Here is a 26,143-nt window from a genome sequence, read left to right as displayed (position 1 = left end):
GCAGGCGCGAACGCTACTGGGCAACCTGGGTGATCTCGAAGGTCTGCGGCTTCTGCGCGCTGTGCGGGTGCTCCGCACCGGCGTAGACCTTCAGCTTGGCGAGCTGGTCGCGCCCGAGGGAGGTCTTGGGGAGCATGCCGCGGACGGCCTTCTCCACAGCACGCTCGGGGAACCGGGCAAGAAGCTCGGCGTAGTTGGTGGCCTTCAGCCCGCCCGGGTAACCGGAGTGGTGGTACGCGATCTTGTTGTCGCGCTTGCTCCCGGTCAGTGCGACCTTGTCAGCGTTGATCACGATGACGAAGTCGCCGTTGTCCACGTGCGGGGCGAAGGTCGGCTTGTGCTTCCCACGGAGCAAGGTGGCGACCTGCGTCGCCAGTCGGCCGAGGACGACGTCGGTAGCGTCGATGACGTACCAGTTCTTCGTGACGTCGCCGGGCTTCGGTGTGTACGTGCGCACGGGCGTAGCCTTCGTTTCTTCAGCGTTCTCTCGTCGGGCGCAGTTATGGCGGCACTGCGGCCCATGGTCAGGTGTTGCTCGCTGCCGGCATCCGCTCTCCTGAACCGGCGAGTGGGAGCACCGGGGAGCGCATGGGGATGCACAACGAGGTCCAAGACTACCGCCGCGCCACCAGCAGGGTCAAAACTTCCCCGTCACCAGTTTCCGTGAGACCTGCCACGGCCGCGCCCGCGGGCCGGTCCGCGCGGCCGTCCCGCACCCACCAGCACTCCCCCGCGGCGGGGCAGCCGCCGGGAACCGCCCGGGTCCAGGGACCTCGTGCCCAGCGCCCGCACGGCTCCGGTGGGACACTCGGGCATGGACAGCAACAAGCTCCGGCCGGCCGGCTGGGACGCGGTCCCGGACGACGACGACACCTTCGACGAGCCCGACGCGCGGGTGGGCCAGCTGGTCGCCCTGCCCGACGACGACGACCCCTCCGACGAGGTCGGGGAGTGGCAGGACGTCCTCGCCGAGGAGGAGGACCGCACGCCCGGCGACCGGTGTGCGGAGGAGGCGGCGATGCACATCGTGCGCGACGGGCACGGCGGGCTGACCGGCGGCGACGACCCCGACGATCTGGACTGGGACGGACGCCCCTGAGGCTCCCCGCCCCCTCGGCACCGACCGGTGCCCGGCGATGCGCGCCCGGGCAGCCGGTGGCACGCTGACGTCATGACTACCGACAACCCGAGCACCCCGGTCAGCGGCGGAGGCACGCCCGGACCGGACCAGTTCCTGGCCGACGAGTCCTGGCAGCCCAACAAGGAGGACGCCCTCCTCGACACCGAGACCGACGACGTCCTGGACGAGGGACTGACCGCCCCGGACACCGATCCGCTGGCCAGCCTCGACCTCACGGAGTCGGGGCAGGCCGAGGGCGAGACCTGGGACGACCGGCTCGCCCGCGAGGAGCCCGAGGTCTGGGAGGAGCAGCCGGACGACGACGAGAACCGCGCCGGCCCCGGCCCGAGCGGTGAGGAGGCGCCCGACGTGCGCGAGGGCACCGGCATCGGTCGCCTCGTGGCGCTGCCGGACGACGACGGGCCCGAGGACCTGCCCGGCGAGCAGCAGGACGTCCTGGCCGAGGACGCCGGGGTGGCCGGCGGCGGGTTCCTACCGGAGGAGGCCGCCATGCACGTCGAGGGCGAGGCCGTGGTCGACGAGGGCGGCACGATCGATCCGGACGACCGGGGCTGAGCCGGCCCCCGGGAGGGACGAGGTGGGTGCGCGTTGCGGGTGACGAGGCGGCACCCCGTGCTGCACCTCCACGCCGACGGCGCCACGCGCCGCCGCTCCGACACCCTCGCGGGCGAGGAACCGCTGGAGATCCGCCTCGGCGGCGTGCCGTGGAGCGTCACGATGCGCACCCCCGGCGGCGACTTCGACCTCGTCGCCGGATTCCTCGTCTCCGAGGGCGTGGTCTGGGACCCACGCCAGATCACCGCCCTGGCCTACGGCCCGGGGGTGGACCCTGACGGCTCCCCCAGCTACAACGTCGTCGACGTCCGTCTCGCGCCGGGCGTCACCGGCCCGGACGCGGCGCAGGCCCGCCACGTGTACACGTCCAGCTCGTGCGGCATCTGCGGCACCGCCTCCATCGAGGCGGTCACCAAGGCGTCCCGCTTCGCCGTCGCCGACGACCCGGTGCGGGTGCCGCTGGCCGAGCTGCTGACGCTGCCGGCCCGGCTCCGCGAGCGTCAGCCCGTGTTCGACTCCACCGGCTCGGTCCACGCCGCCGCGCTCTTCGCGGTCGACGGCGACGGCGCGGCGGAGCTGCTGTGCCTGCGGGAGGACGTGGGTCGGCACAACGCCGTCGACAAGGTTCTCGGCTGGGCGCTGCGCGAGGGCCGGCTACCGCTGCGCGGCACGGTGCTGCAGGTCTCCGGCCGGGCCTCGTTCGAGCTGGTGCAGAAGGCGCGGATGGCCGGCGTCCCCGTCCTCGCCGCGGTGAGCGGGCCGTCCGCCCTGTCGGTCGACCTGGCGGCGGAGGCCGGGATGACGCTGGTGGGGTTCAGCCGCGGGGACGGCCTGAACGTCTACGCGGGGGCCCACAGGCTCGTGTGAGTGTAGGCCGGCCGGAAGATGGCGACCGGTCGTGTCCCAGCACGGCCGGGTGCGCACCATGACGGCTGGCGCGGCACCTTCAGGGCAGGGTCCGCACCGCCCGCGCCCGGGCCGCCCGCTCGGCGAGTCCGTCGCCCGTCGGGTACGCCACCTCCTCGAGCGTGAGCCCGTGGGCGGGCGCGACGGTGACCGACGGCTGGCGCCCCCCCGAGGCCAGCACCTCCGCGGGCCACGCCGAGGGCCGGCGCCCCTCCCCGACCGCGAGCGAGGCCCCGACGAGCGCCCGGACCATCGAGTGGCAGAACGCGTCGGCCCGCACGGTCGCGACCACGAGCCCGGCGTCCGGCTCCCCGGCCGGCACCCGGCGCCAGTCCAGGTCGAGCAGGGTGCGGATGGTGGTCGCCCCCTCACGGGGCTTGCAGTACGCCGCGAAGTCGTGCTCGCCGAGCAGCAGCCGGGCGGCGACGCCCATCGCCGAGACGTCGAGCCGGCGGCCGTGCCAGACCACGTCGCGCCGGCGCAGCGGGTCCCGGGCCGCGACGTCGTCGGCGATGCGGTAGGAGTACCGGCGCCAGAGAGCTGCGAAGCGGGCGTCGAACCCGGGCGGCGCCTCGGCGGCCCGGTGGACGACGACGTCCCCGCTCCCGCGGGGTACGGCCCCCCGCCCGAGGACGCCCGCGAGGCGGGTCACCAGCGACTCACCGGGGGTGCGGTCGCTGCGCCCGGGCAGTGCGGCCCAGGCGTCGCGGGGCACGTCGAGGTGCGCGATCTGGCCGCGGGCGTGCACGCCGGCGTCGGTGCGCCCGGCGACGGTCAGCCGCGCGGGTGCGGGCAGGCGGAGCACGGTGGTGAGCGCGTCCTCCAGGACGCCCTGCACGGTGCGCAGCCCGGGCTGGCGCGCCCACCCCGCGAAGTCGGTGCCGTCGTAGGCGAGGTCGAGCCGGACCCGGACGGCGGCGCCCGCGGGCCCCTGCACCCGTACCGCCGGCACGGGCTCGCCCGGCACCGGCTCGCCCGGCACCGGCTCCCGCCGCCCCGGCACCGTCGGCCCCGCCGGCTGCCCTTCTCCGGTCATCCCACCGCTCTCCGCGTCGTCCTGCCCCACCGGGTGAGGCTAGCCCTCCCGGGTGCCCACGGTCCCGACGATCCCCCACCCCCGGGGGTTCACCCCGGAGACCGACCGTGCCAGGGTGGGGAGTACCCCCGCGCTGCGTACCTGATGCGGCGCGGAGTGTTCCTGTTCGTACGACGACGTTCGAGAGGGAGGCTCCATCGTGAGCAACAAGGCAGTCAGCTACGCAGGTCCGGGCAAGGTCGAGGTCATCGACATCGACTACCCCACGTTCGAGCTGAAGGACGGTCCGGGCGTCAACCCGGCAAACGTAGGACGCAAGGTCAATCACGGCGCGATCCTGAAGGTGGTCTCCACCAACATCTGCGGCTCCGACCAGCACATGGTCCGCGGCCGCACCACCGCCCCCGAGGGCCTCGTGCTCGGGCACGAGATCACCGGCGAGGTGGTCGAGACCGGCTCGGACGTGGAGTTCGTGAAGAAGGGCGACATCGTCTCGGTCCCCTTCAACATCGCGTGCGGTCGCTGTCGCAACTGCAAGGAGGGCAAGACCGGCATCTGCCTGAACGTCAACCCGGACCGTCCGGGCTCGGCGTACGGCTACGTCGACATGGGCGGCTGGGTCGGCGGACAGGCCGAGTACGTGCTCGTGCCGTACGCCGACTGGAACCTCCTCGTCTTCCCCGACCGTGACCAGGCCCTGGAGAAGATCCTCGACCTGACCATGCTCTCGGACATCTTCCCGACCGGTTTCCACGGTGCGTACACCGCTGGCACCAAGGTCGGCAGCACGGTCTACATCGCCGGTGCCGGGCCGGTCGGGCTCGCCGCGGCGACCTCGGCCCAGCTGCTCGGCGCCGCGGTCGTCATCGTCGGCGACCTCAACGAGGAGCGCCTCGCCCAGGCGCGAGCCTTCGGCTGCGAGACGGTGGACGTCTCCAAGGGAGACCCGAAGGACCAGGTCGAGCAGATCCTCGGCGTCCCCGAGGTGGACTGCGCCGTCGACGCGGTCGGGTTCGAGGCACGCGGTCACGGCGCGGGGGCGGCCAAGGAGGCTCCCGCGACGGTCCTGAACTCCCTCATGGAGCTCACCGCCGCCGGCGGTGCCCTGGGCATCCCGGGCCTGTACGTCACCGGCGACCCGGGCGCCGTGGACGACGCCGCCAAGCACGGCACGCTGTCGATCAGCCTCGGCACCGGCTGGGCGAAGTCGCTCAGCTTCACCACTGGCCAGTGCCCGGTCATGCGGTACCACCGGGGCCTGATGCAGGCGATCCTGCACGACAAGGTGAGCATCTCCAAGAACGTCAACGCGACGCCCATCCCGCTGGACCAGGCGCCGCAGGGCTACGACGAGTTCGACAAGGGTGCGGCCAAGAAGTACGTGCTCGACCCGCACGGCATGGTCGGCGCCAGGAGCTGACCTCCCGACCGTCCGCGCCCCGCCCCCGGTGCCTGGCACCGGGGGCGCTTCGCGGGGGCCGCTCAGCCGGGGTGACGCACCGGCTCCCCGCGGTCGACGCGCTCGCGCTGCGGGACCACGGTGTAGCGCGGGTCCCGCGCCGAGGCGATGCCCGCGCGCACCACGCCGAACCGCGTGCACGCCGACCCCGCCAGCAGCGCCGCGCCGGACCCGACGGCGACGGCGCGGCTGCGCCCGGCCAGCAGCATCCCGGCGGCCCCGGCGAGCGTGAGGGCACGCGCCGTGCGCATCAGCCGCCCGGGTGCGCCGGCGCGCAGCGGCTCGGCGGTGATCCCCATCGACCGCTCCATCCGGTGCTCGGCAAGGACCTCCGCCACTGCCCCACCGACGGCGAGGCGCCGGGCCGGGCCGGCCTGGGCCGCCGGCACGAGCGCCGTCGCGAGCCCGCCCGCGGCCGCCGCGGCGGACCCGCAGAACACGAAGGGCAGCTCCCGGTAGGCCTCGTGCCACGACGGTGTCGCCGTGTCGGAGAGCAGGACGGCCGTGTACGCGGCGACCGGCGGGGCGAGCACCCCGGCGAGCACCCCGGCGGGACCGCCCACCGCGGCCAGCAGCCGCAGCGACGCCCGGTCCGAGCGCGGGAGGAGCATCCCGGCCACCTCGGCCGCCGCGGCGACGCCGGCGGGCGGGCCGTAGAGGGCGAGGATCCACGTGCCGACGGACATCGGCGAGGTCACCTTCACGGTGCGCAGCATGTTGAGGAACCGCTCCGGCCGGCCGAGGTCGTGCACGAGGGTGACCATGCTGAACCCCAGCGCGCCGAGCGCGGACAGCCGGCCCGCACGGCGCAGGGCGCCCCGCCCGGTCAGGTCGGCGCCGGCGGCGAGGAGCGAGGAGCCGGCGGCCAGGCCGCCGGCGAACATGTAGGCGGGGATGTCGTTCTCCCAGGGCGCCGGCTTCACCACCGGCCGGCCGTAGTAGGAGGTGAACTCCGCCGGCGGGACCATCGCCCGTTCACCGCCGTGCGTGCGACGACGCCCCTCGCTGGCTCGGCGGTCCGCGCCCCGCCCCGCCGGCACCTCGCGCCCCGACCCGTCCGCCGTCGGGCTCATCCGCGCCTCCCGAGGAACGACAGCGCGGCGCCGGCCAGCAGCGCCAGGCCCGCCATGCCGGCCCGGTTGAACATGTGCGGCAGGTCGCGGGTGGTGACCACCGGGTCCGGCGGGAGGCCGTAGACCTCGGGCTCGTCGAGCAGCAGGAAGAACGCGCCGGCGCCGCCCGTGCCGTCGTGCGGGTCCTCGCCGTACAGTTGCGCCCCGCTCACGCCGTCCTCCTGCAGCCGGTCGAGCCGGGCCCGCGCCCGCTCCCGGAGTTCGTCGAGGTCGCCGAACTGGATCGAGTCCGTCGGGCAGGCCTTTGCGCAGGCGGGCTCGAGCCCGGCACCGAGCCGGTCGTAGCACAGGGTGCACTTCTGGGCGATGCCCACGTTGCGGGCGCCTCCTTTCCTCCGCTCGATCACGCCGTACGGGCACGCCGCGACGCAGTAGCCGCAGCCGTTGCAGACGTCGTCCTGCACCACCACGGTGCCGAACTCGGTGCGGAACAGCGCACCGGTGGGGCACACGTCGAGGCACGCGGCGTGCGTGCAGTGCTTGCAGACGTCGGAGGACATCAGCCAGCGGAAGTCGGGATGCCCGTCGGGGTCGCCGTCGGGCGCGGCGGCTCCGCCGTCGGGCGCGGCGGCTCCGCCGTCGGGCGCGGCGGCTCCGCCGTCGGGCGGTCCGACGCCCGGCATGCCGAGCGGCACCGGGTCGCGCCCGCCGGCGGGCTGCTCGACGAACGCGACGTGGCGCCACGTGCTCGCCCCGAGCGCGCCGGTGTTGTCGTAGGAGGAGCCGAGGAGGTCGAACCCGTCGTCGGGCAGGAGGTTCCACTCCTTGCACGCCACCTCGCACGCCTTGCAGCCGATGCACACGCTGGTGTCGGTGAAGAACCCCTTGCGCGGGGGCGGGTCGGTATAGCCGGCGTCCCGCGCCGGGTCGATCGGCCCGAACAGGCTGTACCTACCGGCCATCGTGCCCCTCCTCGTCCTGCGGCCCGGTATCGGTCTCCCGCCCGGTCGCCCGCGCCGTCACGATCTCCCCGCCGCCGCCATCCACGATGCCCGCGCGACGGCGGTACCCGGCCACGTACTCCAGCAGCGCCGCCCCGGTGGGGCGCCGCCCGGGCCGCACGTCGCACGTGCCCGCCTTGGTCTCCTGGATCAGCACGTTCGGCTCGAGGGCGATGCCGAACAGGTCGTTCGCGGAGTCCCCGGTGACCAGGCCGCCGCTGCCCCAGTGGTAGGGCAGCCAGACCTGGTGGACCGTGCGGCCCTCGATGCGCAGGGGGCGGAGGCGGTCGGTCACCATCACCCGGCCCTCGATCGCGGAGCGGGCCGTGATCACGTGGCACCAGCCCATGTGCTCCAGCCCGCGCTCGGCCGCCAGCTGCGGGGAGACCTCCACGAACATGGCGGGCTGCAGCTCCGAGAGGTACTCGAGGAACCGGCTCATGCCGCCAGCGGTGTGGTGCTCGGTCAGCCGCGAGGTCGTGAAGACGAACGGGAACACCGCGCCGTCCTGCGGCGGGCTGGGGTGGATGGGGTTGTCGGCGCGGCGGTACTCCACCCGGGTGGGGTTGGCCTGCTGGCCGTAGAGGGGGTTGCGGAACGGGGACTCGACGGGCTCGTAGTGCGTGGGCAGCGGTCCGTCGAGCAGGCCGACGGGGACGAAGAGGGCGCCCTTGCCGTCGCCCTGCATGATGAAGGGGTCGTCGCCGGCCAGGCCCTCGACGCCGTCGGCCCCCTCGGGCGGGCGGTACGACGGCGGCTTGGTGCGCTCGAAGTCGGGCACGTCGTGGCCGGTCCACTCCCCGGCGTCCTCGTCCCACCACACGTACGCCTTGCGCTCGCTCCACGGCCGCCCCTGCGGGTCCGCGGACGCCCGGTTGTACAGGATCCGGCGGTTCGCGGGCCAGGCCCAGCCCCACTCGGGCGCCACCCAGGACTGCTCCGAGCCGGGACGACGGCGGGCGGCCTGGTTGACGCCGTCGGCGAAGACCCCGGTGTAGATCCAGCACCCGCCGACTGTCGAGCCGTCCGCACGCATCTCCGTGAAGGTCGAGAGCGGACGGCCGCTCGCCACCTCGTACCCGTTGATCTCGCGCAGCACCGCCTCGGCGCTGGGCTCGTCGGTGAGGCCGTGGACCGGGTAGTCCCACGCCAGGTCGAGCACAGGGCGGTCCCGCTCGAGGGTGGAGCCCGCCAGCCGCTCCCGCACGAGACGGCCGAGGTGGTAGAAGAACCACAGCTCGGAGCGGCGGTCCCCGGTCGGGTCGAGCGCCTTCTCGCGCCACTGCAGCATCCGCTGCGTCTGCGTGAACGTGCCCTCCTTCTCCACGTGGGAGGCGGCCGGCATGAGGAAGACCTCGGTGCGGCACTCCTCGGGCACGATCTCTCCGGTGGCGATCTCCGGGGAGTCCTTCCAGAACGTGGCGCTCTCGATCTCGTAGAGGTCCCGCACCACGAGCCAGTCGAGGTTCGCCATGCCGAGGCGCTGGGCCCGGCCGTGGGCCGAGCCGACGGCGGGGTTCTGCCCCAGCAGGAAGTAGCCCTTGACCTTCCCGTCGATCATGTCGAGGACGGTGCGGTAGGTGCCGTGGTCCCCGGTCATACGCGGCAGGTAGTCGTAGGCGAAGTCGTTCTCCGCGGTGGCCGCGTCCCCCCAGTAGGCCTTGAGCAGGCTGACGGCGTAGGCGTCGGCGTGCTTCCAGAAGCCCTTCGCGCCGGGGTGGCGGATGCTACCGATCCAGCTGTCCAGGTCCGGGTGCTGCTCCGCGTGCGGCATCGGCAGGTAGCCCGGGAGAAGGTTGTACAGGGTCGGGATGTCGGTGGAGCCCTGGATGCTGGCGTGACCGCGCAGCGCGAGGATGCCGCCCCCGGGCCGGCCCATGTTGCCCAGCAGCAGCTGGAGGATCGCGCCGGTACGGATGTACTGGGCGCCGACGCTGTGCTGGGTCCACCCGACGCTGTACACGAGGGCGGTGGTCCGCTCCCGCCCGGAGTTCGCCACCCAGGCGTCCGCCACCTTCAGGAAGTCCTCGCGCGGCACCCCGCAGGCCTCCTCGACCATCTCCGGGGTGTAGCGCGCGAAGTGCCGCCTGAGCACCTGGTACACCGTGCGCGGGTGCTGCAGGGTCTCGTCGCGCGGCGGGTTCGCGGGCACCTGGATGCCGTGGGTCTCGTGCTCCATCGGCCGGGCGCTGGCGCGCCGGTCGCTCGACTCGTCCTCCTCCTGGCCCTCCTGGCCGTCACCGCCGGCGTACTGCCAGCTGTCGGTGTCGTAGCTGCGCCGCTCACGGTCGAAGCCCGAGAAGAGCCCGTCGAGGTCCTCGGTGTCGCCGAAGCGCTCGTCGAGGATCGTGGCGGCGTTGGTGTAGGCCAGCACGTACTCGCGGAAGTCCAGCTCGTTGCTCAGGACGTGGTTGACGATCGCGCCGAGGAAGACGATGTCCGTCCCGGCCCGCAGCGGCACGAACTGGTCCGCGAGCGCGCTGGTGCGGGTGAACCGCGGGTCGACGTGGATGACCCGCGCGCCGCGGGCCTTGGCCTCCACGACCCACTGGAAGCCCACCGGGTGCGCCTCGGCCATGTTCGAGCCCTGGATGACGATGCAGTCCGCGTTGGCCAGGTCCTGCTGGAACCCGGTGGCGCCGCCGCGCCCGAAGCTGGTCCCCAGACCGGGGACCGTGGAGGAGTGTCAAATACGCGCCTGGTTCTCGATCTGCAGGGCGCCGAGCGCGGTGAAGAGCTTCTTGATGAGGTAGTTCTCCTCGTTGTCCAGCGTCGCCCCGCCCAGGCTGGCTATCCCGAGGGTGCGCCGCACCCAGCGGCCCGTCTCGTCAAGGTCCTGCCAGGTCTGCTCGCGCGCCCGCACCACCCGGTCCGCGATCATCTCCATGGCGACGTCGAGCGGCAGGTCCTCCCACTCGGTGCCGTAGGCGCGGCGGTACCGCACGGTGGAGAGCCGGGCCGGGTTGGTCACCAGGCTCTTGCTGGCCGAACCCTTCGGGCACAGCCGGCCCCGCGAGATCGGGCTGTCCGGGTCGCCCTCGATCTGCACGACCCGCTCGTCCTTGACGTAGACCCGCTGCCCGCAGCCGACCGCGCAGTAGGGACAGACGCTGCGGGCCACCCGGTCCGCCGTCGTCGTGCGGGCGGTCAGCTCCTCCGTGCGGGCGGAGCGCACCGCCGGGCCGCGTCCCAGCGGGTCCGCACCCGTGAGCTGGCGCACCACGGGCCAGTCGAGGAACACCCTGCGTGCCACCGCCCCGCCCCTTCCTGCCGACGCCCTCGTCTGCTGACGATCGTGCCCCGTCCGAGCCGTCACCGCACCCGAACGGCGTGCTCCCCCGCGGCCACCAGCTCACCGATCACCGGGTACCCCGGCACCTCGCCCGCTACCAGCAGCCCCCCGGAGGTCTGCGCGTCGGCGAGCAGGACCAGCTCGTCCTCGTCGACGGCGGAGTCGAGGTGGGGGTGCACCCAGTCCAGGTTCCGGCGGCTCCCGCCGGGGACGAACCCGGCCGCGAGCGACTCCCGGGCGCCGTCGACGTAGGGGACGGCGGCCGCGTCGATCACGGCGGACACCCCGCTGGCGCGCACCAGCTTGTACAGGTGCCCGAGCAGGCCGAAGCCGGTGACGTCGGTGGCGCAGCGCGCGCCGCCGGCGAGCGCGGCCGCGGCGGCGTCCCGGTTCAGCGTCGTCATCTGGGTGACGGCCTCCTCGAACCGCTCGCCGGTGGCCTTGTGCCGGTTGTTCAGGACGCCCAGCCCGAGCGGCTTGGTCAGCGTCAGCGGCACCCCCGCCTCGCCGGCGTCGTTGCGCAGCAGCCGGTCGGCGTCGGCGATGCCGGTGACCGCCTGGCCGTACTTGGGCTCGGGGTCGTCCACGCTGTGCCCGCCGCCGAGGAAGGTCCCCGCCTCCGCGCACGCGTCCGCGCCGCCGCGGAGCACCTCGGCGGCGACCTCGAACGGGATGGTGCTGCGCGGCCAGCAGAGCAGGTTCACCGCCACCAGCGGCGTCCCGCCCATCGCGTAGACGTCGGACAGGGCGTTGGTCGCGGCGATGCGGCCCCAGTCGTACGGGTCGTCGACGACCGGGGTGAAGAAGTCGGCGGTGGCGATGATCGCCCGTCCGCCCTCGATGCGCACCGCCGCGGCGTCGTCGCCGTTCTCCAGGCCCACGAGCAGGTCCCCGCCGGCCGGCAGCCGCAGCGTCCCGAGCACCCGCTCGAGCTCGCCCGGCGGGACCTTGCACGCGCAGCCGCCGCCGGCGGCGTACTGGGTCAGGCGCAGCGGCTGCGTCGTCGCGGTCACACGGCGAGCCTAGGTGCGGCCCCCGCCGGGGTCCACCCTCCGCGGGCTGCCGCTAGGGTGTGCCGCGGAGGCGTACCTCGTCTGGTGACGGGCGCGGTCCTCAAAACCGTTGTGGCCGGGCATCCCGGCCAGGCGGGTTCGATTCCCGTCCGCCTCCGCCACGTCAGGAGGGCCGATCGTGCCGGAGAGCCGCAGCGCCGCGACCGACGCGCGTCGCGCCGTGCCCCGCACGGACGCCGTGCTGGCCGACCCGCGGCTGGTCGCCGCGGCCGCCCGGCTCGGCGGCCGGCTCGTCAAGGACGCCGTGACGGCCGCGCAGGCGCGCTGCCGCGCCGGGGCCCTGGAGCCCGGCGCGGTCGCCGACGCCGCCCTCGCCGCCCTGCCCGAGGCCGCCACCTCCCTGCACCGCGTGGTCAACGCGACCGGCGTCGTCGTGCACACCAACCTCGGCCGTGCCCCGCTCTCCGCCGCCGCGCGCGAGGCCGTCGCCCTCGCCGCCGGCCCCACGGACGTCGAGCTGGACCTGGCCACCGGGCGGCGCGGGCCGCGCGGCGCGGGCGCGCTGGCGGCGCTCGCCGCCGCGGTGCCGGACGCCGGCGCCGTGCACGTGGTCAACAACGGCGCCGCGGCGCTGGCGCTGGTGACGCTGGGGCTCGCGGCCGGCCGGAACGTCGTCCTGGCCCGGGGCGAGATGGTGGAGATCGGCGACGGGTTCCGCATCCCGGAGCTGCTCGAGTCCGTCGGCGCCACGCTGCGGGAGGTCGGCACCACGAACCGCGTCCGGCTGGCCGACTACGCCGCCGCGGTCGACGAGCGCACCGCGTTCGTCCTGAAGGTGCACCCGTCGAACTTCGTCGTCTCGGGGTTCACGTCCGCGGTGCCGGTGCGCGCGCTCGCCGGCCTGCCCGTGCCGGTCGTCGCCGACATCGGCTCGGGGCTCCTCGCCCCGCACCCGCTGCTGCCCGGCGAGCCGGACGCCGCCACCACCCTGCGCGAGGGCGCGGACCTGGTCACCGCCTCGGGCGACAAGCTCCTCGGCGGCCCGCAGGCGGGGCTGCTGCTGGGCCGCGCGGACCTTGTCCAGGCGCTGCGCCGCCACCCGTTCGCCCGCGCCCTGCGCGTCGACAAGCTCACCCTGGCGGCCCTCGAGGCCACCCTCACCGGTCCCCCGCCGCCCGTGCGCGCCGCGCTCGAGACCGACCCCGCGACGCTCCTGCGGCGCGCCGAGGCCATCGCCGCCCTCCTGGCCGACGTCGGGGCGGTCGCCCGCACCAGCGTCGCCGCGGTCGGGGGCGGGGGCGCGCCGGGCGTGGAGCTGCCCAGCGCCGCGGTGACCCTGCCCGTGCCGTTCGCCGCCGCGCTGCGTCGCGGCCGGCCCGCGGTGGTGGGCCGCGTCGAGCGCGACCGGCTGCTGCTGGACCTGCGCACGGTGCCGGCCGAGCAGGACGAGGCGCTGCTCGCGGCGGTCCGGGCCGCCGCGGCCACCCTGGCAGGCCGCGAGGACCGGGCGGTACCGACGACCGCGCCGGGACACCCGGGGAGCTGACCGGTGCACGTCGTCGCCACGGCCGGGCACGTCGACCACGGCAAGTCCGCCCTGGTCCGCGCCCTGACCGGCACCGACCCCGACCGGCTGCCGGAGGAGCACCGGCGAGGCCTGACGATCGAGCTCGGCTTCTGCTGGACCGCCCTGCCCGGCGTCGGCGACGTCGCCTTCGTGGACGTGCCGGGCCACGAGCGGTTCGTGCCCACGATGCTCGCCGGCGTCGGGCCCGTGCCGGTCGCCCTGCTCGTGGTGGCCGCCGACGACCCGTGGATGCCGCAGGCGGCCGAGCACCTCGCCGCCCTCGACGGCCTCGGCGTCTCCTACGGGGTGGTCGCCGTCAACCGCTCCGACCTCGCCGACCCGGGGCCCGCGATCGCCCGGGCGCGCGGCGAGATCGACGCCACCTCCCTGCGCGGCGCCGCCGTCGTCGCGGTCAGCGCCCGCACCGGCGCCGGCCTGGCGGAGCTGGCCGACGCCCTGGCACGGACGCTGCGCTCTCTCCCGGCCCCCGACGAGGACGCGGACGTGCGGCTGTGGGTGGACCGGAGCTTCGTCGTGCACGGGGCGGGGACGGTGGTCACCGGCACGCTGCCGGCCGGGCGGGTCGCCACCGGCGACCGGCTGGCCCACGACGGCGGGACCGTCCGGGTCCGGGCCGTGCAGTCGCTCGGGCGCGAGGTGCCCGAGGCGGTGGGGGTGGCCCGCGTGGCCCTCAACCTCGCCGGGGACGCCGCCGTCGAGCGCGGTGCCGTCCTCGTCACCCCGGACGCCTGGCACCGCACCGAGGTCGTCGACGTGAGGCTGCGCCGGGCCGGCGGGCCGGCCGCCGCAGCCCTGCCGCCGGACCGCCCCATGCTGCACGTGGGCGGCGCGTCGGTCGAGGTCCACCACCGTCCGCTCGCCGACGGCCTGGCCCGGCTGACCCTGCGCCGGCCGCTGCCGCTGCGCGTTGGCGACCGGGCCCTCCTGCGGGACCCGGGCAGCCGGGCCCTGTGGGGCGTCGTCGTCCTGGACCCTGCCCCGACGCCCCTGGCCCGCCGGGGCGCGGCCGCGAGACGGGCGGCCACCCTCGCCGGCGCCGACGGCACGCCGGACCTGGCCGGGGAGCTGCGCCGCCGGGACGGACTGGCCGACCTGGCCGTGCTGCGCCGCATCGGTGTGCCGACCGCCGACGCCGCCGCGCACGGCGTCGTGGCCGCGGGCCTGCTCCTGTCCGCGTCACGGGCGGCCGGGGCGCTGACGGACGCGGAGCGGCTGGTGCGCGAGCACGACGCCGCCCACCCCCTCGACCTCGGCCTCCCGCCCGCTGCCCTCGCCGCCCGGCTCGGCCTTCCCGAGGCGCTGCTGCGGGCCGCGCTGCGCGCGCCCCTGGCCATGGCGGACGGGCGCGTGGTCGTCAGCGGCAGCGGCGGACTGCCCCCGGCGCTGGCGGAGGCCCTCGGGACGCTCGCCGCCGACCTGGCCGGGGCGCCGTTCGCCGCCCCGACGGCGGACCGGCTGCGCGAGCTGGGGCTGGACGAGCGCGGACTGGCCGCCGCCGCGCGCGCGGGCCGGGTGCTGCGCCCGGCGCCCGGCGTCGTGCTCCCCGCCGACGCGGCCGAGCGCGCCGCGGCGTGGCTGGCGGACCTGCCCCAGCCCTTCACCACGAGCCAGGCCCGGGTCCGGCTCGCCACCTCGCGCCGGGTGGTGCTCCCGCTGCTGGACCTGCTCGACCGGCGCGGCCTCACGCGCCGGCTGCCCGACGACCGCCGGGAGGTCACCGGGCGTCGGCCCTGAGCGTGGCCCCGCGATACTCTCGCGCGGTGGAGCCCTCGAGCGTGACGCTGGCCGTCGACTGCGGCGGCGGCGGCATCAAGGCCTCGGTGCTCGACGCCGCCGGCACCATGCACGCCCAGCCGGTGCGGGCCACCACGCCGTACCCGCTGCCGCCGTCGCGGCTCGTGCGGACGATCGCCTCCCTGGCCGAGCAGCTCCCCGCGGCCGGCCGGGTGACGGTCGGGATGCCCGGGATGCTGCGCCACGGCGTGGTCATCCACACCCCGCACTACATCACCAAGGCCGGCCCGCGCACCCGGGTGCTGCCCGAGCTCGAGCTGCACTGGTCCGGGTTCGACATGAAGGGCGCCGTCGAGCAGGAGCTGGGCATCCCGGCCCTCGTCCTCAACGACGCGGAGGTGCACGGCGCCGGCGCGATCACGGGCGCCGGGCTGGAGATGATCGTGACCCTGGGGACGGGGCTGGGCAACGCCGTCTTCGACGGCGGGACGCTCGCCCCGCACGTGGAGCTCAGCCGGGGCCCGGTGAAGTGGGGCCTGACCTACGACGACTACGTCGGCGAGCACGAGAGGCTGCGGCTGGGCGACGCGATGTGGTCGCGGCGGGTCCGCAACGTCGTCGAGGCGCTGCGCCCGATGTACCTGTGGGACCGGCTCTACCTCGGCGGGGGCAACTCGCGCCGGATCGCCCCTCAGGTGCTCTCCCGGCTCGGCGACGACGTCGTCATCGTGCCGAACTCGGCGGGCATCGTCGGCGGGGTGCGGGCCTGGGAGCTGCGGGTCCCGTAGACGCCGTCCCCCGCGTCCGTCGACACCCGGTCCACCAGCTCGAGGAGCACGCGGTTGAACGCGACGGGCCGCACCAGCGAGACCAGGTGGGTGGCGCGCGGGATCAGCACGAGGTGGCCCTCGCGCGCGGCGGCGACGAAGCGGCGCTCGTGCACGCGGAAGTGGTCCCAGCGGCCGTTGACGAACCAGATCGGGGACTGGATGCGGGTGATGTCCGCGTAGGTGTCCACCCCGGCCATGCCCGCCAGGGCGGCGGTCATCACCGACATCGTCATGCCGCCGGCGGCGAGGTCGGCACGGGCCTCGGCGGGCAGGAACCGGCGAACCATGAACTCGTTGACGCCCGCTCCGCCGTCGGGCAGCCGCCCGATCAGCGCGGCGAGACGGCGGTAGGCGGCCAGCCCTGGGCCGGCTGGCTGGGTGCAGCACGAGGCGGCCAGGACGGCGGCCGGGCGGTGCTCGGTGCGGGCGGCCCAGTGCAGGGTGAGGTACCCGCCCAGGGAGAGACCGACGACGACGACGGGCCCGTCGATCCCGCCGACGGTCCGCTCGACGGTGTCGATCGCGGCCGGGACGGTGAAGTCCTCGCCCGCGCGTGAGCCGTGGCCGGGCAGGTCCGGCGCGACGGCGGGGACGCCGGCCGCGTCCAGGGCGGCGAGCTGGCGCAGCCACATGCTGCGCGAGGCGCGGATGCCGTGCACCAGCACCACGGTGGGGACGCTCACCTCGCCAGGCTAGTGGCAGGTCCTCAGCCGCCGAGTGCCTGACATCTCACGGAGGAGATGACGGGTGACCGAGCAGATGCCGGCACACCGGGGTCGGGGGGATCTCGGCGCGGGGGTGCGCGAGGGGCCCGGACCGTGACGGTCCGGGCCCCTCGGGGCGGGCGCGACGCTGCTGCGTCAGGCTCGCGGGTGCCTCACTTGCGCGGGTCGACCGGGCCCTTGGCCTGGCCGGCCTCGGCCTCGGTGGCCTCGGCGTCGGCGGCCTCCGCGGCCTTCTCGGCGTCGGCCTGCTGGGCCTCGACCGTCGCCTCGGCCTCGACGGCCTCGGTGGCCGCACCCTGCTCGCCGGGCGCCTCGGCCTCGACGGCCTCGGCGGTGGTCTCGGCGACCTGCTCCTCGGCGGGGGCCTCGGCGGTCGGAGCGGCCGTGGCGGCGCGGGCGGTGGCCTTCTCGGCCTCGCGCACGGTGGCCTGCTTCGGGCTGACCGGCTCGAGCACGAGCTCGATGACCGCCATGGGGGCGTTGTCGCCCTTGCGCGGCGCCACCTTGGTGATGCGGGTGTAGCCGCCGTTGCGCTCGGCGAACTTCGGCGCGGTCTGCTCGAAGAGCTCGGCGACGATGTCCTTGCGGCGCACGGTGGTCATGACCTTGCGGCGGGCGTGGAGGTCACCGCGCTTGGCCAGCGTGATGAGCTTCTCCGCCACCGGCTGCAGGCGCTTGGCGCGGTGCTCGGTGGTGGTGATCCTCTTGTGCTCGAACAGCGCGGTGGCCAGGTTGGCCAGCATGAGCCGCTCGTGCGCAGCGCTGCCACCCAGACGGGGTCCCTTGGCAGGGGTAGGCATTGTTATCTCCTAGTAGATGTGTCGGGTGAGCAGGTCAGCTGGGCTGCTCGTCGCTGAACTGGATGTCGCCGTAGGCCTCGTCCTCGTCCTCGTCGCCCACGTGGGCGGAGAGGTCGAAGTCGGCCGGGCTGTCCTTCAGGCCCAGGCCCAGACCGGCGAGCTTCTCCTTGATCTCGCCGATCGACTTGGCGCCGAAGTTGCGGATGTCGAGGAGGTCGGCCTCCGAGCGGGCGACGAGCTCGCCCACCGTGTGGATGCCCTCGCGCTTGAGGCAGTTGTACGAGCGCGACAGCAGGCCGAGGTCCTCGATCGGCAGCGCCAGGTCCTGCGCGAGCGCGGCGTCGGTCGGCGACGGGCCGATCTCGATGCCCTCCGCCTCGACGTTGAGCTCGCGGGCCAGGCCGAACAGCTCGACGAGGGTCTTGCCGGCGGAGGCGAGCGCGTCGCGCGGGGCGATCGCGTTCTTGGTCTCGACGTCGACGATCAGCTTGTCGAAGTCGGTGCGCTGCTCGACGCGGGTCGCCTCGACCTTGTACGTCACCTTCAGGACCGGGGAGTAGATCGAGTCGACCGGGATGCGGCCGATCTCGGAGTCCGCGCTCTTGTTCTGCACCGCGGAGACGTAGCCGCGGCCGCGCTCGACCGTCAGCTCGATCTCCAGCTTGCCCTTGGAGTTGATCGTCGCGATGTGCAGGTCGGGGTTGTGCACCTCGACACCGGCCGGCGGGGTGATGTCCCCCGCGGTCACGACGCCCGGGCCCTGCTTGCGCAGGTACATCACGACGGGCTCGTCGTTCTCCGAGGAGACGACGATGTTCTTGATGTTCAGGATGATCTCGGTGACGTCTTCCTTGACACCGGGAACGGTCGAGAACTCGTGCAGCACGCCGTCGATGCGGATGGAGGTCACGGCGGCACCCGGGATGGAGGAGAGCAGGGTGCGACGCAGCGAGTTGCCGAGGGTGTAGCCGAAACCGGGCTCGAGGGGCTCGAGGACGAACCGCGAACGGTAGTCGGAGACGACCTCTTCGGTCAGTGCGGGGCGCTGTGCGATGAGCACTTGGGGTTTCCTTTCAGCCGACGTCCGCTATATGACGTCTGGGCGAGGACCTGCCGACATCGGTCCGTCCGGCAGGGGTGGTGCTGGCAGTCATGCAGCGGGGTGCGCACGCATCGCGCGCGCACCCCGCTGCATGGACACGTCTGTCAGACGCGGCGACGCTTCGGCGGACGGCAGCCGTTGTGCGCCTGGGGCGTGACGTCCTGGATCGAACCGACCTCGAGGCCGGTGGCCTGGAGGGAGCGGATCGCGGTCTCGCGGCCGGAGCCGGGACCCTTGACGAACACGTCGACCTTCTTCATGCCGTGCTCCTGGGCGCGACGCGCGGCGGCCTCGGCGGCCAGCTGCGCGGCGAACGGCGTCGACTTGCGCGACCCCTTGAAGCCCACCTGGCCCGAGGACGCCCAGGCGATCACGGCGCCGGTCGGGTCGGTGATGGAGACGATGGTGTTGTTGAAGGTGCTCTTGATGTAGGCGTGGCCGTGGGAGACGTTCTTCCGCTCCTTGCGGCGCGGCTTGCGGGCCGCGGTCGCCGTACGGGTCTTGGGGGGCATAGAGGGTTCCTACTCCTGAGGGTGAGGTCGTCGGACCGGTCCGCGCCAGCCCGGCGCGGTCACGGACTACTACTTCTTGCCGGCCTTCTTCTTGCCGGCGACGGTGCGCTTCGGGCCCTTGCGGGTACGCGCGTTGGTCTTGGTGCGCTGACCGTGGACCGGGAGGCCACGACGGTGGCGCAGGCCCTGGTAGCAGCCGATCTCCACCTTGCGGCGGATGTCCGCGGCGACCTCGCGGCGGAGGTCACCCTCGACCTTGAAGTTGCCCTCGATGTAGTCACGCAGCGCGACGAGGTCCGCGTCCGTCATGTCCTTGACGCGCAGGTCAGGGCTGACGCCCGTGGCGGCGAGCGCCTCGGCCGCACGGGTACGGCCGACGCCGTAGATGTAGGTGAGCGCGATCTCGAGCCGCTTCTCGCGGGGGAGGTCGACGCCGGAAAGACGTGCCAACTTTGACTCCTGTTGTGGGTCGGAGGTCTGCCGCACCACCCTCCCGCCGGTTGCGGGCCCCGGCCTCCGAGCCGAGGGTTGCGCCGTCGTGACCGACGGTGCTGGTGGTACGTGGTGCCGGGGCGCTGCTCCCGGCGGTCAGGGACTCAGCCCTGGCGCTGCTTGTGACGCAGGTTGGTGCAGATGACCATGACGCGGCCGTGCCGACGGATCACCTTGCAGTTGTCACAGATCTTCTTGACGCTGGGCTTGACCTTCATGTGTTCCTCCGCCGCCGCGCACGCCGGACCCAAGGTCCGCCGACGGCGTTCGTTCGTGGTGGTTACTTGTAGCGGTAGACGATGCGACCCCGGGTGAGGTCGTACGGGCTCAGCTCGACGACCACCCGGTCCTCAGGGAGGATCCGGATGTAGTGCTGGCGCATCTTGCCCGAGATGTGGGCGAGGACCTTGTGCCCGTTGCTCAGCTCCACGCGGAACATCGCGTTCGGAAGAGCCTCGACCACGCTGCCCTCGATCTCGATGACGCCGTCCTTCTTCGCCATTACTCCCGCTCACGTTGATGACTGAAACATGGTGATGGCTCATCGTGCTGCCGCGCACGCGCGACGAAGGTGAAGCCATGCCCAGCGGTCCATCCTACGGCATCGCGCCGCACTGCGGAACCGTGCCCGCGGTGACGGCGGTCACCGGACCTGCCGGCGCACCGCCCGTCCGCGCAGCGCGAGCCCGGCGGCGACGGCGAGCACCGCGGCGGTCCCGAGCCGCAGGACGTCGGCGCCGGTCGTCGGGAGCGACGGCCGGGTCGGCACGGCCGGCGGTGCGGCGGCGTCGTCCCCCCGGATCGTCAGCAGCACGTCGAAGGACGCCTGCCGGACGGCGACGTTGGCACGGTTGCCCGACGTCGCATCGTACGGGAACTCGTAGGTGAGGGTGAGCTCGGTGGCCTCGCCCCGGCCGAGCGGCACCTCGCCGATCCGGCGTCCGCCGTCGGCGTCGAGGGTGGTGAACGACGCCGCCCCCGCCCCGTCCGCCGTCGCCCAGGCGAGGGTGAGGTCGTCGTAGAAGTTCCCGTGCGGGTCGGCCGCGGCCGGGTCCAGCAGCTCCACCTCCGCGATCTCCGCCGTCAGGACACCCTGCCGGGGTCCGTCGTTCCGGACGGTCAGGGTGCGGGTGGCGGTGTCGCCGGGCACGCTCACGGGCACGCCGAGGAAGCTCTGCGTGGTGGAGGCGCCGTACTCCGTGCCGTCCCAGGAGAGCGAGATGGCGTCGGTCGGGTCCGTCGCGGCTCCGGCCGTCGCGGCTCCGGCCGGCGCGGCGAGGGCGGCCGGAGCCGCGAGGCCGGCCGCGAGCACCAGTCCCGTCAGCGACGCGCGGCACCAGCTGATGGTCATCGTGCTCACTCCCCGGGCCGGAACGTCGTGTGGCTGAAGCGGATCGTGTGCGCCGGCTCGCCCGCCGGGTCGGCGGCGGTGGTGACGTCGGTGTACCAGGAGTCGCGACCGGTGTAGGTCGCACCGTCCACCTCGACCGCCACGGTGGCGGTGTTCGTGTACGACCCCTCGTCGGGCATGTCGCCGAGCTCGGCGACGACGCACCAGCGCTCGACCGCCGTCCACGGGGCGTCGTAGTCGGCCGCGACGGGCACGGAGCCCAGCCCGGTGCCGTCCCAGCCCGGGTCCGTGCCGGGCACGTAGGTGCCGTCGCCGTCGGCGTCCGCCGGGGTCCAGGTGGCCACCGGCGTGCCCGGGAGCGGCTCCGTCTCGGGCGTGCAGGCCGTGTCGGCCGCCACGCGGAAGACGCGGACGGTGGAGTTGCCCAGGAGGGACGCGCCGTCGAGGACGGGCAGCTCGAGGCCGTACCTCAGCCCCTTGTTGCCGTCGGCGCGGGCGTCGACCCGGATGCCGACGGTGACCTCGCCGTCGGCGAGCAGCCTCTCGGCCTCGGCCGGCCCGAGCGTGACGCCGGGCCTCGAGCCGGGCCCGTCCGCGACCTGCGCCTCGTGCGTGCCGAGCTTCTCGACGGCGAGGCCGACCATCCCGGTGCCGATCGAGGCGGTGAGCACCTCGTCGTCGTCCCAGAGCGCGAGGGCCGTGCCGCCGCCGATCCCGAGGGCGACGGCCAGGGCGGCCACCCCCACCAGGGGGGCCCGCCGGGCGATGGTGGCACTCATTCGAACCCCGTTCCCGTCCGCATCTGCTCCAGGCTGACGACGATGTCGCCGAGATCGCTGAGCTCGACCGGGTCGGCCCCCGAGAAGGTGGTGTAGCGGTCTGGCCTGTCCTCCGCGAGGTCCAGGTCCACCTCGACGGTCCACGTGCCGGTGCCGACCGGGAGGTCGCGCACCTCGACCGGTTCGCCCAGGCGGGCCGCGGCCTGCACCTGGTTGCCGGCGCCGAGCACCCGGTAGGTCGCCGACACCCCGGCCGGCAGGTCCGGCGGCGCCGCCCAGCCGACGGTGAGCCGGCCGAGGAGGTTGTCGCCCTCGAGGGTGGTGGTGAACTCCTGGCTGACCGTGAAGCTGTCCCCGCTCATGGCGACGAACGCCGCGAACGACTCCGGCGTGGTGCCGGACCGCGGCGCCCCGACGTCGGGGGAGGTCTCCTCCCAGGCGAAGCCGTCGGGCCGCAGCGCGATGTCGAGGTCGCCGGCGGTGATGACGCCGGCGCTCCCGGCGCTGTCGCCGACCCAGAGGGAGTAGGTGGCGGCGCCCGCGCCGATCGCGACGACCAGCGCCGCGCCGGCGACCGCGATCCGCGACGTGGCGGTCATGACAGGACTCCTTGCTCTGGGGCGCACGAGGCGGCCGGGGCGGCGGAGGCGGCCTGGCCGTCGCCGACGACGGCGCGGCGCCCGGGCCGCAGGAACATGCCGGTGGCGTAGGCCAGGAGCGCGACGCCGGTGGCGACGACGATCCCCTGCCGGTTCCCGCCGGCCCAGAGGGCGAGGTGCCCCGCGTACGGGACCTGGTAGACGACCTCGCCCATGATCTGGTCGGCGACGATCGGGGCATCGTCCGCCCCGTTCGCGTCGCCACGGGTGACGAACGTGGTCCCCGACGACCCGACCTGCTTGCCCACCACGCGGTGGGTGATCAGGGTCGGGTCGTCGGAGACCGGCTGGAAGGTGACCACGTCACCGATGCGCACGTCGCCGGCCTCGACCGGGCGGACGACGACCATGTCGCCCGCCGAGATCGTCGGCTCCATGGATCCGGTGAGCACGGTCAGCGCTCCCCCGCCCAGCACGCGCGGGACGAGCGCGAGAGCGACGGCGAGCGCGACCGCGACGACCAGCACGGTCGTCGTGGCGACGGAGACCACGCCGGCGAGCCGGCCGCGGCTGCTGTCGGTGGCGCTCATGTCACTCTCCTTTCTTGAGGTGGCGGAGGGGCGGCCGTGCATCCGCCCCTCCACGATCGGGGTGGGTCAGAAGCCGCCCTCGCCGGTGGTGGAGCGGCTCTGCTCCAGCTTCACGCCGACACCGGCGAGGTCACCGGTGGCCTGGGTGAGGACCTGGTCGGGGGTGTCCTCGTCGAAGGTCGCGGTGACCTCGATCGTGAACTCCCCTCCGTCCTCGTCGAATGTTGCGGGGATCGTGGGCAGGGCTTCCACGTTCTCGCTGTTGTCCGCGGACGCGAACACGACAGTCGTCTCCTCGCCGAACGGAGTCTCCGCTGTCACTGCACCGTCGGGCCCGAACAGCTGATAGGTGACCTTGACGTCGTGCGTGCCGTCACCGAACAGGTTGCCGGTGGTTTCGCCGTCGCGCTGCATGGACAGCTTGGCCACCATGTTGTCTCCCTCGAGCGCGAGGTCGACGCCGAACTCGCCCCGGATCGTGTCGCCCGGGATGATTCGGAAGGAGCTGAGGCTGATCGGGTGCCCCTCGTCGATGCGGTCGTCCGAGACGTCGTACCAGGCGTGGTCAGTCAGTTTGACGTCGAGGTTGCCGGCGGTGATGACGCCGCCGTCGACCTCGTCGCTGTCGCTCCACAGCGCGAACGTGGTGCCGCCCGCGAGGATCGCGACCCCGGCGACGCCCGCCAGAGCGCCCTTGGTCTTGTTGTTCATGGTCATTCCTTTCGGGGGGATGGCTGCTGCTGCCAGCGGGCCAGGGGGTCAGCCCGTCACTGCCTGGTGACGGGACCACTGCCGATGCAGGTGAACGAGTCACCCGCACCGAGTTCGGGGATGGTGCAGACCGGGTCGTCGGCCGAGGGGGCCAGCACGTCGTCGGTGACCACGAGGCCCTCCAGGTCGAGCTCGCCGGTGTTCGTCACGGTGTAGCTCCACCACACCGTCGTGCCGGAGGCGAGGGAGGGGACCTGCATGCCCTCGGGGTCGTGGACGAGCTCGGCGTAGCCGCCGTCGAGGAGGTCCTCGCCGTCGGCGGGCGCCTCACCGGCGGGGACGAACCACGCGCGCTTGACGATGTCGACGCCGACCTCAAGCTCGCGGTTGTCGACGTAGCAGGTGACGGCCGAGCCGGCCGGCACCGCCACCTCGAACCCGTACGGGTCCTCGGCCGGGTCACCGTTGCTGACGTCGACGGGCGCGCCGTCGGCGACGCAGGCGGCGTTGAGCCCGTCCTGCGGCGCGAGCGTGTAGCCGGGCTGCATCGTCTCCGCGACGGCGAGCGCGACCGTGCTCGTGCCGGCCGGGACCGAGAGGGCGAACTGCGTCGTGCCGTCGCTGCCGGTCAGGCCGGACCCGGTGACCGTCACCCCGGCGGGTGCCTCCGCCGTGAACTGCCACCCGGCGCCCGGCTCGTCGGGCGGGCGCGTGCCTGCCGGCGTGAGGCGGGGGGTGACGGTCTTGACCACGGTCACGGTGGTGAGTCGGTGGTTGACGAGCTCGCCGAGCTCGGGCGCCGGACCGACCAGCCGCTCGGGGTTCTCGTCGGCGATCTCGAAAGCGATCGGGGCGGGGACCCGCTGCGGGTCGTAGCCGGCCGGCACCGCCGTCTCGACCAGCTCCCAGGTGCCGGTGAAGAGGCCCTCGACGCGCAGCTCGCCCGCGTCGGGATCGGCGTCGTGAGGGCCGTCGTCCGTGACGACCAGGTCGTGGTCCGGGCCGAGCAGCTCACCGGCGTCGCCGCCCGTCGGGCTGAGGGTGAAGGTCGCGCCGGCCACGGGGGCACCGTCCTGGTCGACCTTGGTCCAGGAGACCGCGCCGAGCGGGTCGACGAAGCGCAGCGCCGACTGGACGTACGCGGCCGCCGTCCACGTCTGGCTCCGCGGGGTCGCGAGCAGGTAGCCCGTCGGGGCGCGGGTCTCGGTCACCGTGTAGGTGCCGAAGTCGCTCGTCCGGAGGGAGATCCTGCCGTCGGCGGCGCCGTCGAGGTCTCCCGGCCCGCCGTCGGTGACGACGAGCTGGGGCGCTCCGCCCCCGTCCGGGCTCGGCGCGATGGTGAACTCGGCGCCGGTGAGCGCCTGGCCGTTCTCGGCGACCTTCGTGACCGTCAGGTCCGCGCACCGCGGCGGGATGCTGACCGGGGCGACGGCGTGGTCCTTCATCTGCGAGGTCATGGACTGCGACTGGCGGCTGCGCAGGTTGGCCTGCGTGAAGCCGGCGCGCGTGCACGTGGTGTCCTGCTCGAGCGCGGTGAGGTCGAAGGCCGCCTCGACGAACGTGCTCGTCGGCATGGCCGGGAACCCCGCCGTCGCGGGCAGGTCCGCGGCGTTGGCGAGACCGAGGACGGCGCCGGAGACGGCGAGGCTCGTCCACGACCCGCCGGTCGCCGTACCCGCCCAGCGCGCCACGTCCACCACTGACAGGAGCCCGTTGCCGGACTGCGTGAACCCGACCCGCACGTCGCCGGCCGAACGGTTCGGCACGCTGACACCGTGGGCGTTGACCACGTTGCTCAGCTGGTTGAGCTCGAGCGAGTAGCCGATGGAGCCGGACCCCGTGCTGCGGGAGAAGCCGAGGTAGAGCCACTGCGTGCCGGAGACGACCCGGTCGTGGGTCCACACCTTGTCGATGTCGGCCTGGTCGCTGGCGGTGCCGCTGCCGGGCTGCCAGCCGGAGGGCGCGTCGCCCTCCTTCGTGTCCTTCGAGCTGAACTGCGTCGCGTCGTTCAGGCCGTCGGCCGCCTCCCCGTAGGAGACGCCGGCCCAGTCGTCGCCCGGGGTGCCCGGAAGATCACCCGGAGTCAGGTTGCCGTCGATCTCGAACCCGCCCCGGAGCGCGGCGCCTGGGCTGACCGCCGCCAGCGGGGTCATCTTCAGCGGGGCCAGGCTGGCCGGCTCCGCGTCGGCCGACGACTCGGTCGCCGGCGCGTCGGTCGAGAGCTCCGGCTCCGCGGCGGGCGGGCCTGTCGCGCCGTCGGCGGTGGGCTCCTCGCCCGGCACACCGCTCGCGACGGCGTCGGCAGGCTCGTCCGCGGCGGGCCCCGCGGAGGCGGTCCGCTCGTCGCAGCCGGGCAGCGGCTCACCGGCCGCCAGGGCGGACTCGATCTCCTCGGGCGTCGCCGACGCGAGCGCCTCGGCGTCGGGGGCCGTCCCGTCCGCGCACAGGAGCTGCGGCCCGGAACCGGTGGCCTCCGGGACGGCCTCAGCCGCGCTCGTCCCCGCCGTCGTCGTCCCCGCCGTCGCGGCCTCGGTCTCGCCCTCCCCGACGGCCACCGCGGCGCTGCCGGTGCACAGGAGAGCCGCCCCCAGGAGCCCGGCCAGCGAGGCACGGGTGCGGGTGAGGGCCGCGGTGCGACGCCGTCGTGGTGCTCGACGCATGAAGCTCACTCCCCGGGCTCGGGGGCCGGCACCGCAGGGCCTGTGCTGGCCCCCGGATCGACCTCGACTTCCTTCATCGCACCAGCGGGTGGCACGCCCTCGGTGCCGCTCCGTAGGCGAAGGGGAGATGATCCGTACGGGGTGGGTCCGGTACCCGTCCCGGGGGCTCCAGGGGTGAGCATGGGGGTGACCGG

The 26,143-nt window shown here is 74.2% G+C and carries 26 protein-coding genes and 1 tRNA gene; 8 read left to right on the top strand and 19 right to left on the bottom strand.

Annotation, left to right across the window (positions count from 1 at the left end; translation table 11 throughout):
- Nucleotides 1-13 precede the first annotated feature (13 nt).
- On the bottom strand, nt 14-457 hold the full coding sequence (gene rplM, locus KZX45_RS05085) for a 50S ribosomal protein L13 (protein WP_248256607.1): 444 nt from the start codon (nt 455-457) through the stop codon (nt 14-16).
- A gap of 357 nt (nt 458-814) precedes the next feature.
- Here rplM and KZX45_RS05080 point away from each other — a divergent pair, with 357 nt between their 5' ends.
- From KZX45_RS05080 to fdhD, 3 genes are all read left to right on the top strand, one after another.
- Nucleotides 815-1,099 carry a hypothetical protein gene (locus KZX45_RS05080; RefSeq protein WP_248256606.1) on the top strand — a complete coding sequence of 95 codons (285 nt, stop codon included), beginning with the start codon at nt 815-817 and terminating at the stop codon, nt 1,097-1,099.
- A 72-nt stretch (nt 1,100-1,171) separates the two neighbouring features.
- The gene (locus tag KZX45_RS05075) at nt 1,172-1,696 is read left to right on the top strand and encodes a DUF5709 domain-containing protein (RefSeq protein ID WP_248256605.1); all 525 of its coding nucleotides are present in this window, start codon (nt 1,172-1,174) and stop codon (nt 1,694-1,696) included.
- A 33-nt stretch (nt 1,697-1,729) separates the two neighbouring features.
- The gene (gene fdhD / locus KZX45_RS05070) at nt 1,730-2,563 is read left to right on the top strand and encodes a formate dehydrogenase accessory sulfurtransferase FdhD (protein ID WP_282453267.1); all 834 of its coding nucleotides are present in this window, start codon (nt 1,730-1,732) and stop codon (nt 2,561-2,563) included.
- Between the two features lie 79 nt (nt 2,564-2,642).
- Here fdhD and KZX45_RS05065 read toward each other — a convergent pair whose 3' ends face one another.
- Nucleotides 2,643-3,668, bottom strand: a complete 1,026-nt coding sequence (locus tag KZX45_RS05065; RefSeq protein WP_248256604.1) for a tRNA pseudouridine synthase A — start codon at nt 3,666-3,668, stop codon at nt 2,643-2,645.
- A gap of 166 nt (nt 3,669-3,834) precedes the next feature.
- Between KZX45_RS05065 and fdhA the strand changes: the two genes are divergently transcribed.
- On the top strand, nt 3,835-5,058 hold the full coding sequence (fdhA, locus tag KZX45_RS05060) for a formaldehyde dehydrogenase, glutathione-independent (RefSeq protein ID WP_248256769.1): 1,224 nt from the start codon (nt 3,835-3,837) through the stop codon (nt 5,056-5,058).
- A 62-nt stretch (nt 5,059-5,120) separates the two neighbouring features.
- Here the strand turns inward: fdhA and nrfD are convergent, their stop codons facing one another.
- From nrfD to selD, 4 genes are read right to left on the bottom strand one after another with little or no spacing between them, the layout of a single operon-like run.
- Nucleotides 5,121-6,170 carry an NrfD/PsrC family molybdoenzyme membrane anchor subunit gene (nrfD, locus tag KZX45_RS05055; RefSeq protein ID WP_248256603.1) on the bottom strand — a complete coding sequence of 350 codons (1,050 nt, stop codon included), beginning with the start codon at nt 6,168-6,170 and terminating at the stop codon, nt 5,121-5,123.
- Entirely contained in the window at nt 6,167-7,132 is a 966-nt protein-coding gene (locus tag KZX45_RS05050) for a 4Fe-4S dicluster domain-containing protein (RefSeq protein WP_248256602.1), read from the bottom strand. Before KZX45_RS05050 ends, nrfD begins: the two co-directional genes overlap by 4 nt.
- Nucleotides 7,122-10,424 (bottom strand): formate dehydrogenase, encoded by a 3,303-nt coding sequence (gene fdh, locus KZX45_RS05045; RefSeq protein WP_248256601.1) that lies wholly within the window; start codon nt 10,422-10,424, stop codon nt 7,122-7,124. Before fdh ends, KZX45_RS05050 begins: the two co-directional genes overlap by 11 nt.
- A gap of 59 nt (nt 10,425-10,483) precedes the next feature.
- A complete protein-coding gene (gene selD, locus KZX45_RS05040; protein ID WP_248256600.1) occupies nt 10,484-11,476 on the bottom strand; it encodes a selenide, water dikinase SelD in 993 nt (330 codons plus the stop codon).
- 66 nt (nt 11,477-11,542) lie between these two features.
- On the opposite strand from selD, the gene KZX45_RS05035 reads away from it, so the two are divergent.
- From KZX45_RS05035 to KZX45_RS05020, 4 genes are all read left to right on the top strand, one after another.
- Nucleotides 11,543-11,637 (top strand) — tRNA-Sec (locus KZX45_RS05035).
- Between the two features lie 17 nt (nt 11,638-11,654).
- Entirely contained in the window at nt 11,655-13,022 is a 1,368-nt protein-coding gene (gene selA / locus KZX45_RS05030; RefSeq protein WP_248256599.1) for an L-seryl-tRNA(Sec) selenium transferase, read from the top strand.
- Nucleotides 13,023-13,025: 3 nt separating this feature from the next.
- Nucleotides 13,026-14,798 carry a SelB C-terminal domain-containing protein gene (locus KZX45_RS05025; RefSeq protein WP_248256598.1) on the top strand — a complete coding sequence of 591 codons (1,773 nt, stop codon included), beginning with the start codon at nt 13,026-13,028 and terminating at the stop codon, nt 14,796-14,798.
- Between the two features lie 26 nt (nt 14,799-14,824).
- The gene (locus KZX45_RS05020; RefSeq protein WP_248256597.1) at nt 14,825-15,586 is read left to right on the top strand and encodes an ROK family protein; all 762 of its coding nucleotides are present in this window, start codon (nt 14,825-14,827) and stop codon (nt 15,584-15,586) included.
- On the opposite strand, the gene KZX45_RS05015 is transcribed toward KZX45_RS05020, so the two are convergent.
- From KZX45_RS05015 to KZX45_RS04955, 13 genes are all read right to left on the bottom strand, one after another.
- On the bottom strand, nt 15,490-16,311 hold the full coding sequence (locus KZX45_RS05015; protein ID WP_248256596.1) for an alpha/beta hydrolase: 822 nt from the start codon (nt 16,309-16,311) through the stop codon (nt 15,490-15,492). The genes KZX45_RS05020 and KZX45_RS05015 overlap by 97 nt on opposite strands.
- A 194-nt stretch (nt 16,312-16,505) precedes the next feature.
- Nucleotides 16,506-17,153 (bottom strand): 50S ribosomal protein L17, encoded by a 648-nt coding sequence (rplQ, locus tag KZX45_RS05010; RefSeq protein WP_248256595.1) that lies wholly within the window; start codon nt 17,151-17,153, stop codon nt 16,506-16,508.
- 34 nt (nt 17,154-17,187) lie between these two features.
- Nucleotides 17,188-18,213, bottom strand: coding sequence for a DNA-directed RNA polymerase subunit alpha (locus KZX45_RS05005; RefSeq protein WP_248256594.1), 1,026 nt, complete (start codon nt 18,211-18,213; stop codon nt 17,188-17,190).
- A 146-nt stretch (nt 18,214-18,359) separates the two neighbouring features.
- Nucleotides 18,360-18,767: a 30S ribosomal protein S11 gene (gene rpsK / locus KZX45_RS05000; RefSeq protein ID WP_123917129.1), complete on the bottom strand. Its 408-nt coding sequence runs from the start codon at nt 18,765-18,767 to the stop codon at nt 18,360-18,362.
- A 69-nt stretch (nt 18,768-18,836) separates the two neighbouring features.
- A complete protein-coding gene (gene rpsM, locus KZX45_RS04995) occupies nt 18,837-19,217 on the bottom strand; it encodes a 30S ribosomal protein S13 (protein ID WP_248256593.1) in 381 nt (126 codons plus the stop codon).
- A gap of 146 nt (nt 19,218-19,363) precedes the next feature.
- Nucleotides 19,364-19,477 carry a 50S ribosomal protein L36 gene (gene rpmJ / locus KZX45_RS04990; protein WP_110851912.1) on the bottom strand — a complete coding sequence of 38 codons (114 nt, stop codon included), beginning with the start codon at nt 19,475-19,477 and terminating at the stop codon, nt 19,364-19,366.
- A 62-nt stretch (nt 19,478-19,539) separates the two neighbouring features.
- Nucleotides 19,540-19,761 carry a translation initiation factor IF-1 gene (gene infA, locus KZX45_RS04985; protein ID WP_043501486.1) on the bottom strand — a complete coding sequence of 74 codons (222 nt, stop codon included), beginning with the start codon at nt 19,759-19,761 and terminating at the stop codon, nt 19,540-19,542.
- A 141-nt stretch (nt 19,762-19,902) separates the two neighbouring features.
- Nucleotides 19,903-20,610 (bottom strand): hypothetical protein, encoded by a 708-nt coding sequence (locus KZX45_RS04980; RefSeq protein ID WP_248256592.1) that lies wholly within the window; start codon nt 20,608-20,610, stop codon nt 19,903-19,905.
- A gap of 5 nt (nt 20,611-20,615) precedes the next feature.
- Nucleotides 20,616-21,389, bottom strand: a complete 774-nt coding sequence (locus KZX45_RS04975) for a hypothetical protein (RefSeq protein ID WP_248256591.1) — start codon at nt 21,387-21,389, stop codon at nt 20,616-20,618.
- On the bottom strand, nt 21,386-21,988 hold the full coding sequence (locus KZX45_RS04970) for a hypothetical protein (RefSeq protein WP_248256590.1): 603 nt from the start codon (nt 21,986-21,988) through the stop codon (nt 21,386-21,388). The genes KZX45_RS04975 and KZX45_RS04970 overlap by 4 nt, the downstream gene beginning before the upstream one ends.
- Nucleotides 21,985-22,578 carry a signal peptidase I gene (locus tag KZX45_RS04965; protein ID WP_248256589.1) on the bottom strand — a complete coding sequence of 198 codons (594 nt, stop codon included), beginning with the start codon at nt 22,576-22,578 and terminating at the stop codon, nt 21,985-21,987. The genes KZX45_RS04970 and KZX45_RS04965 overlap by 4 nt, the downstream gene beginning before the upstream one ends.
- Before the next feature lie 66 nt (nt 22,579-22,644).
- Nucleotides 22,645-23,289: an alternate-type signal peptide domain-containing protein gene (locus tag KZX45_RS04960; RefSeq protein ID WP_248256588.1), complete on the bottom strand. Its 645-nt coding sequence runs from the start codon at nt 23,287-23,289 to the stop codon at nt 22,645-22,647.
- Between the two features lie 56 nt (nt 23,290-23,345).
- Nucleotides 23,346-25,949, bottom strand: a complete 2,604-nt coding sequence (locus tag KZX45_RS04955; protein ID WP_248256587.1) for a SpaA isopeptide-forming pilin-related protein — start codon at nt 25,947-25,949, stop codon at nt 23,346-23,348.
- Nucleotides 25,950-26,143 lie beyond the last annotated feature (194 nt).

Source organism: Georgenia sp. EYE_87 (assembly GCF_023148685.1).
Taxonomy (GTDB): domain Bacteria; phylum Actinomycetota; class Actinomycetes; order Actinomycetales; family Actinomycetaceae; genus Georgenia.
This window is presented reverse-complemented; position numbering and strand designations above follow the sequence as displayed.

Bases quoted from the DNA above. Each gene is read 5' to 3' on its own strand.
- rpmJ (WP_110851912.1), bottom strand. From the start codon at position 19,477: ATGAAGGTCAAGCCCAGCGTCAAGAAGATCTGTGACAACTGCAAGGTG.
- rpsK (WP_123917129.1), bottom strand. From the start codon at position 18,767: ATGCCCCCCAAGACCCGTACGGCGACCGCGGCCCGCAAGCCGCGCCGC.
- KZX45_RS05050 (WP_248256602.1), bottom strand. From the start codon at position 7,132: ATGGCCGGTAGGTACAGCCTGTTCGGGCCGATCGACCCGGCGCGGGAC.
- infA (WP_043501486.1), bottom strand. From the start codon at position 19,761: ATGGCGAAGAAGGACGGCGTCATCGAGATCGAGGGCAGCGTGGTCGAG.
- nrfD (WP_248256603.1), bottom strand. From the start codon at position 6,170: ATGAGCCCGACGGCGGACGGGTCGGGGCGCGAGGTGCCGGCGGGGCGG.
- KZX45_RS05080 (WP_248256606.1), top strand. From the start codon at position 815: ATGGACAGCAACAAGCTCCGGCCGGCCGGCTGGGACGCGGTCCCGGAC.
- KZX45_RS04975 (WP_248256591.1), bottom strand. From the start codon at position 21,389: ATGAGTGCCACCATCGCCCGGCGGGCCCCCCTGGTGGGGGTGGCCGCC.
- KZX45_RS04955 (WP_248256587.1), bottom strand. From the start codon at position 25,949: ATGCGTCGAGCACCACGACGGCGTCGCACCGCGGCCCTCACCCGCACC.
- KZX45_RS05075 (WP_248256605.1), top strand. From the start codon at position 1,172: ATGACTACCGACAACCCGAGCACCCCGGTCAGCGGCGGAGGCACGCCC.
- KZX45_RS04980 (WP_248256592.1), bottom strand. From the start codon at position 20,610: ATGACCATCAGCTGGTGCCGCGCGTCGCTGACGGGACTGGTGCTCGCG.
- rplQ (WP_248256595.1), bottom strand. From the start codon at position 17,153: ATGCCTACCCCTGCCAAGGGACCCCGTCTGGGTGGCAGCGCTGCGCAC.
- KZX45_RS04965 (WP_248256589.1), bottom strand. From the start codon at position 22,578: ATGAGCGCCACCGACAGCAGCCGCGGCCGGCTCGCCGGCGTGGTCTCC.
- KZX45_RS04960 (WP_248256588.1), bottom strand. From the start codon at position 23,289: ATGAACAACAAGACCAAGGGCGCTCTGGCGGGCGTCGCCGGGGTCGCG.
- KZX45_RS04970 (WP_248256590.1), bottom strand. From the start codon at position 21,988: ATGACCGCCACGTCGCGGATCGCGGTCGCCGGCGCGGCGCTGGTCGTC.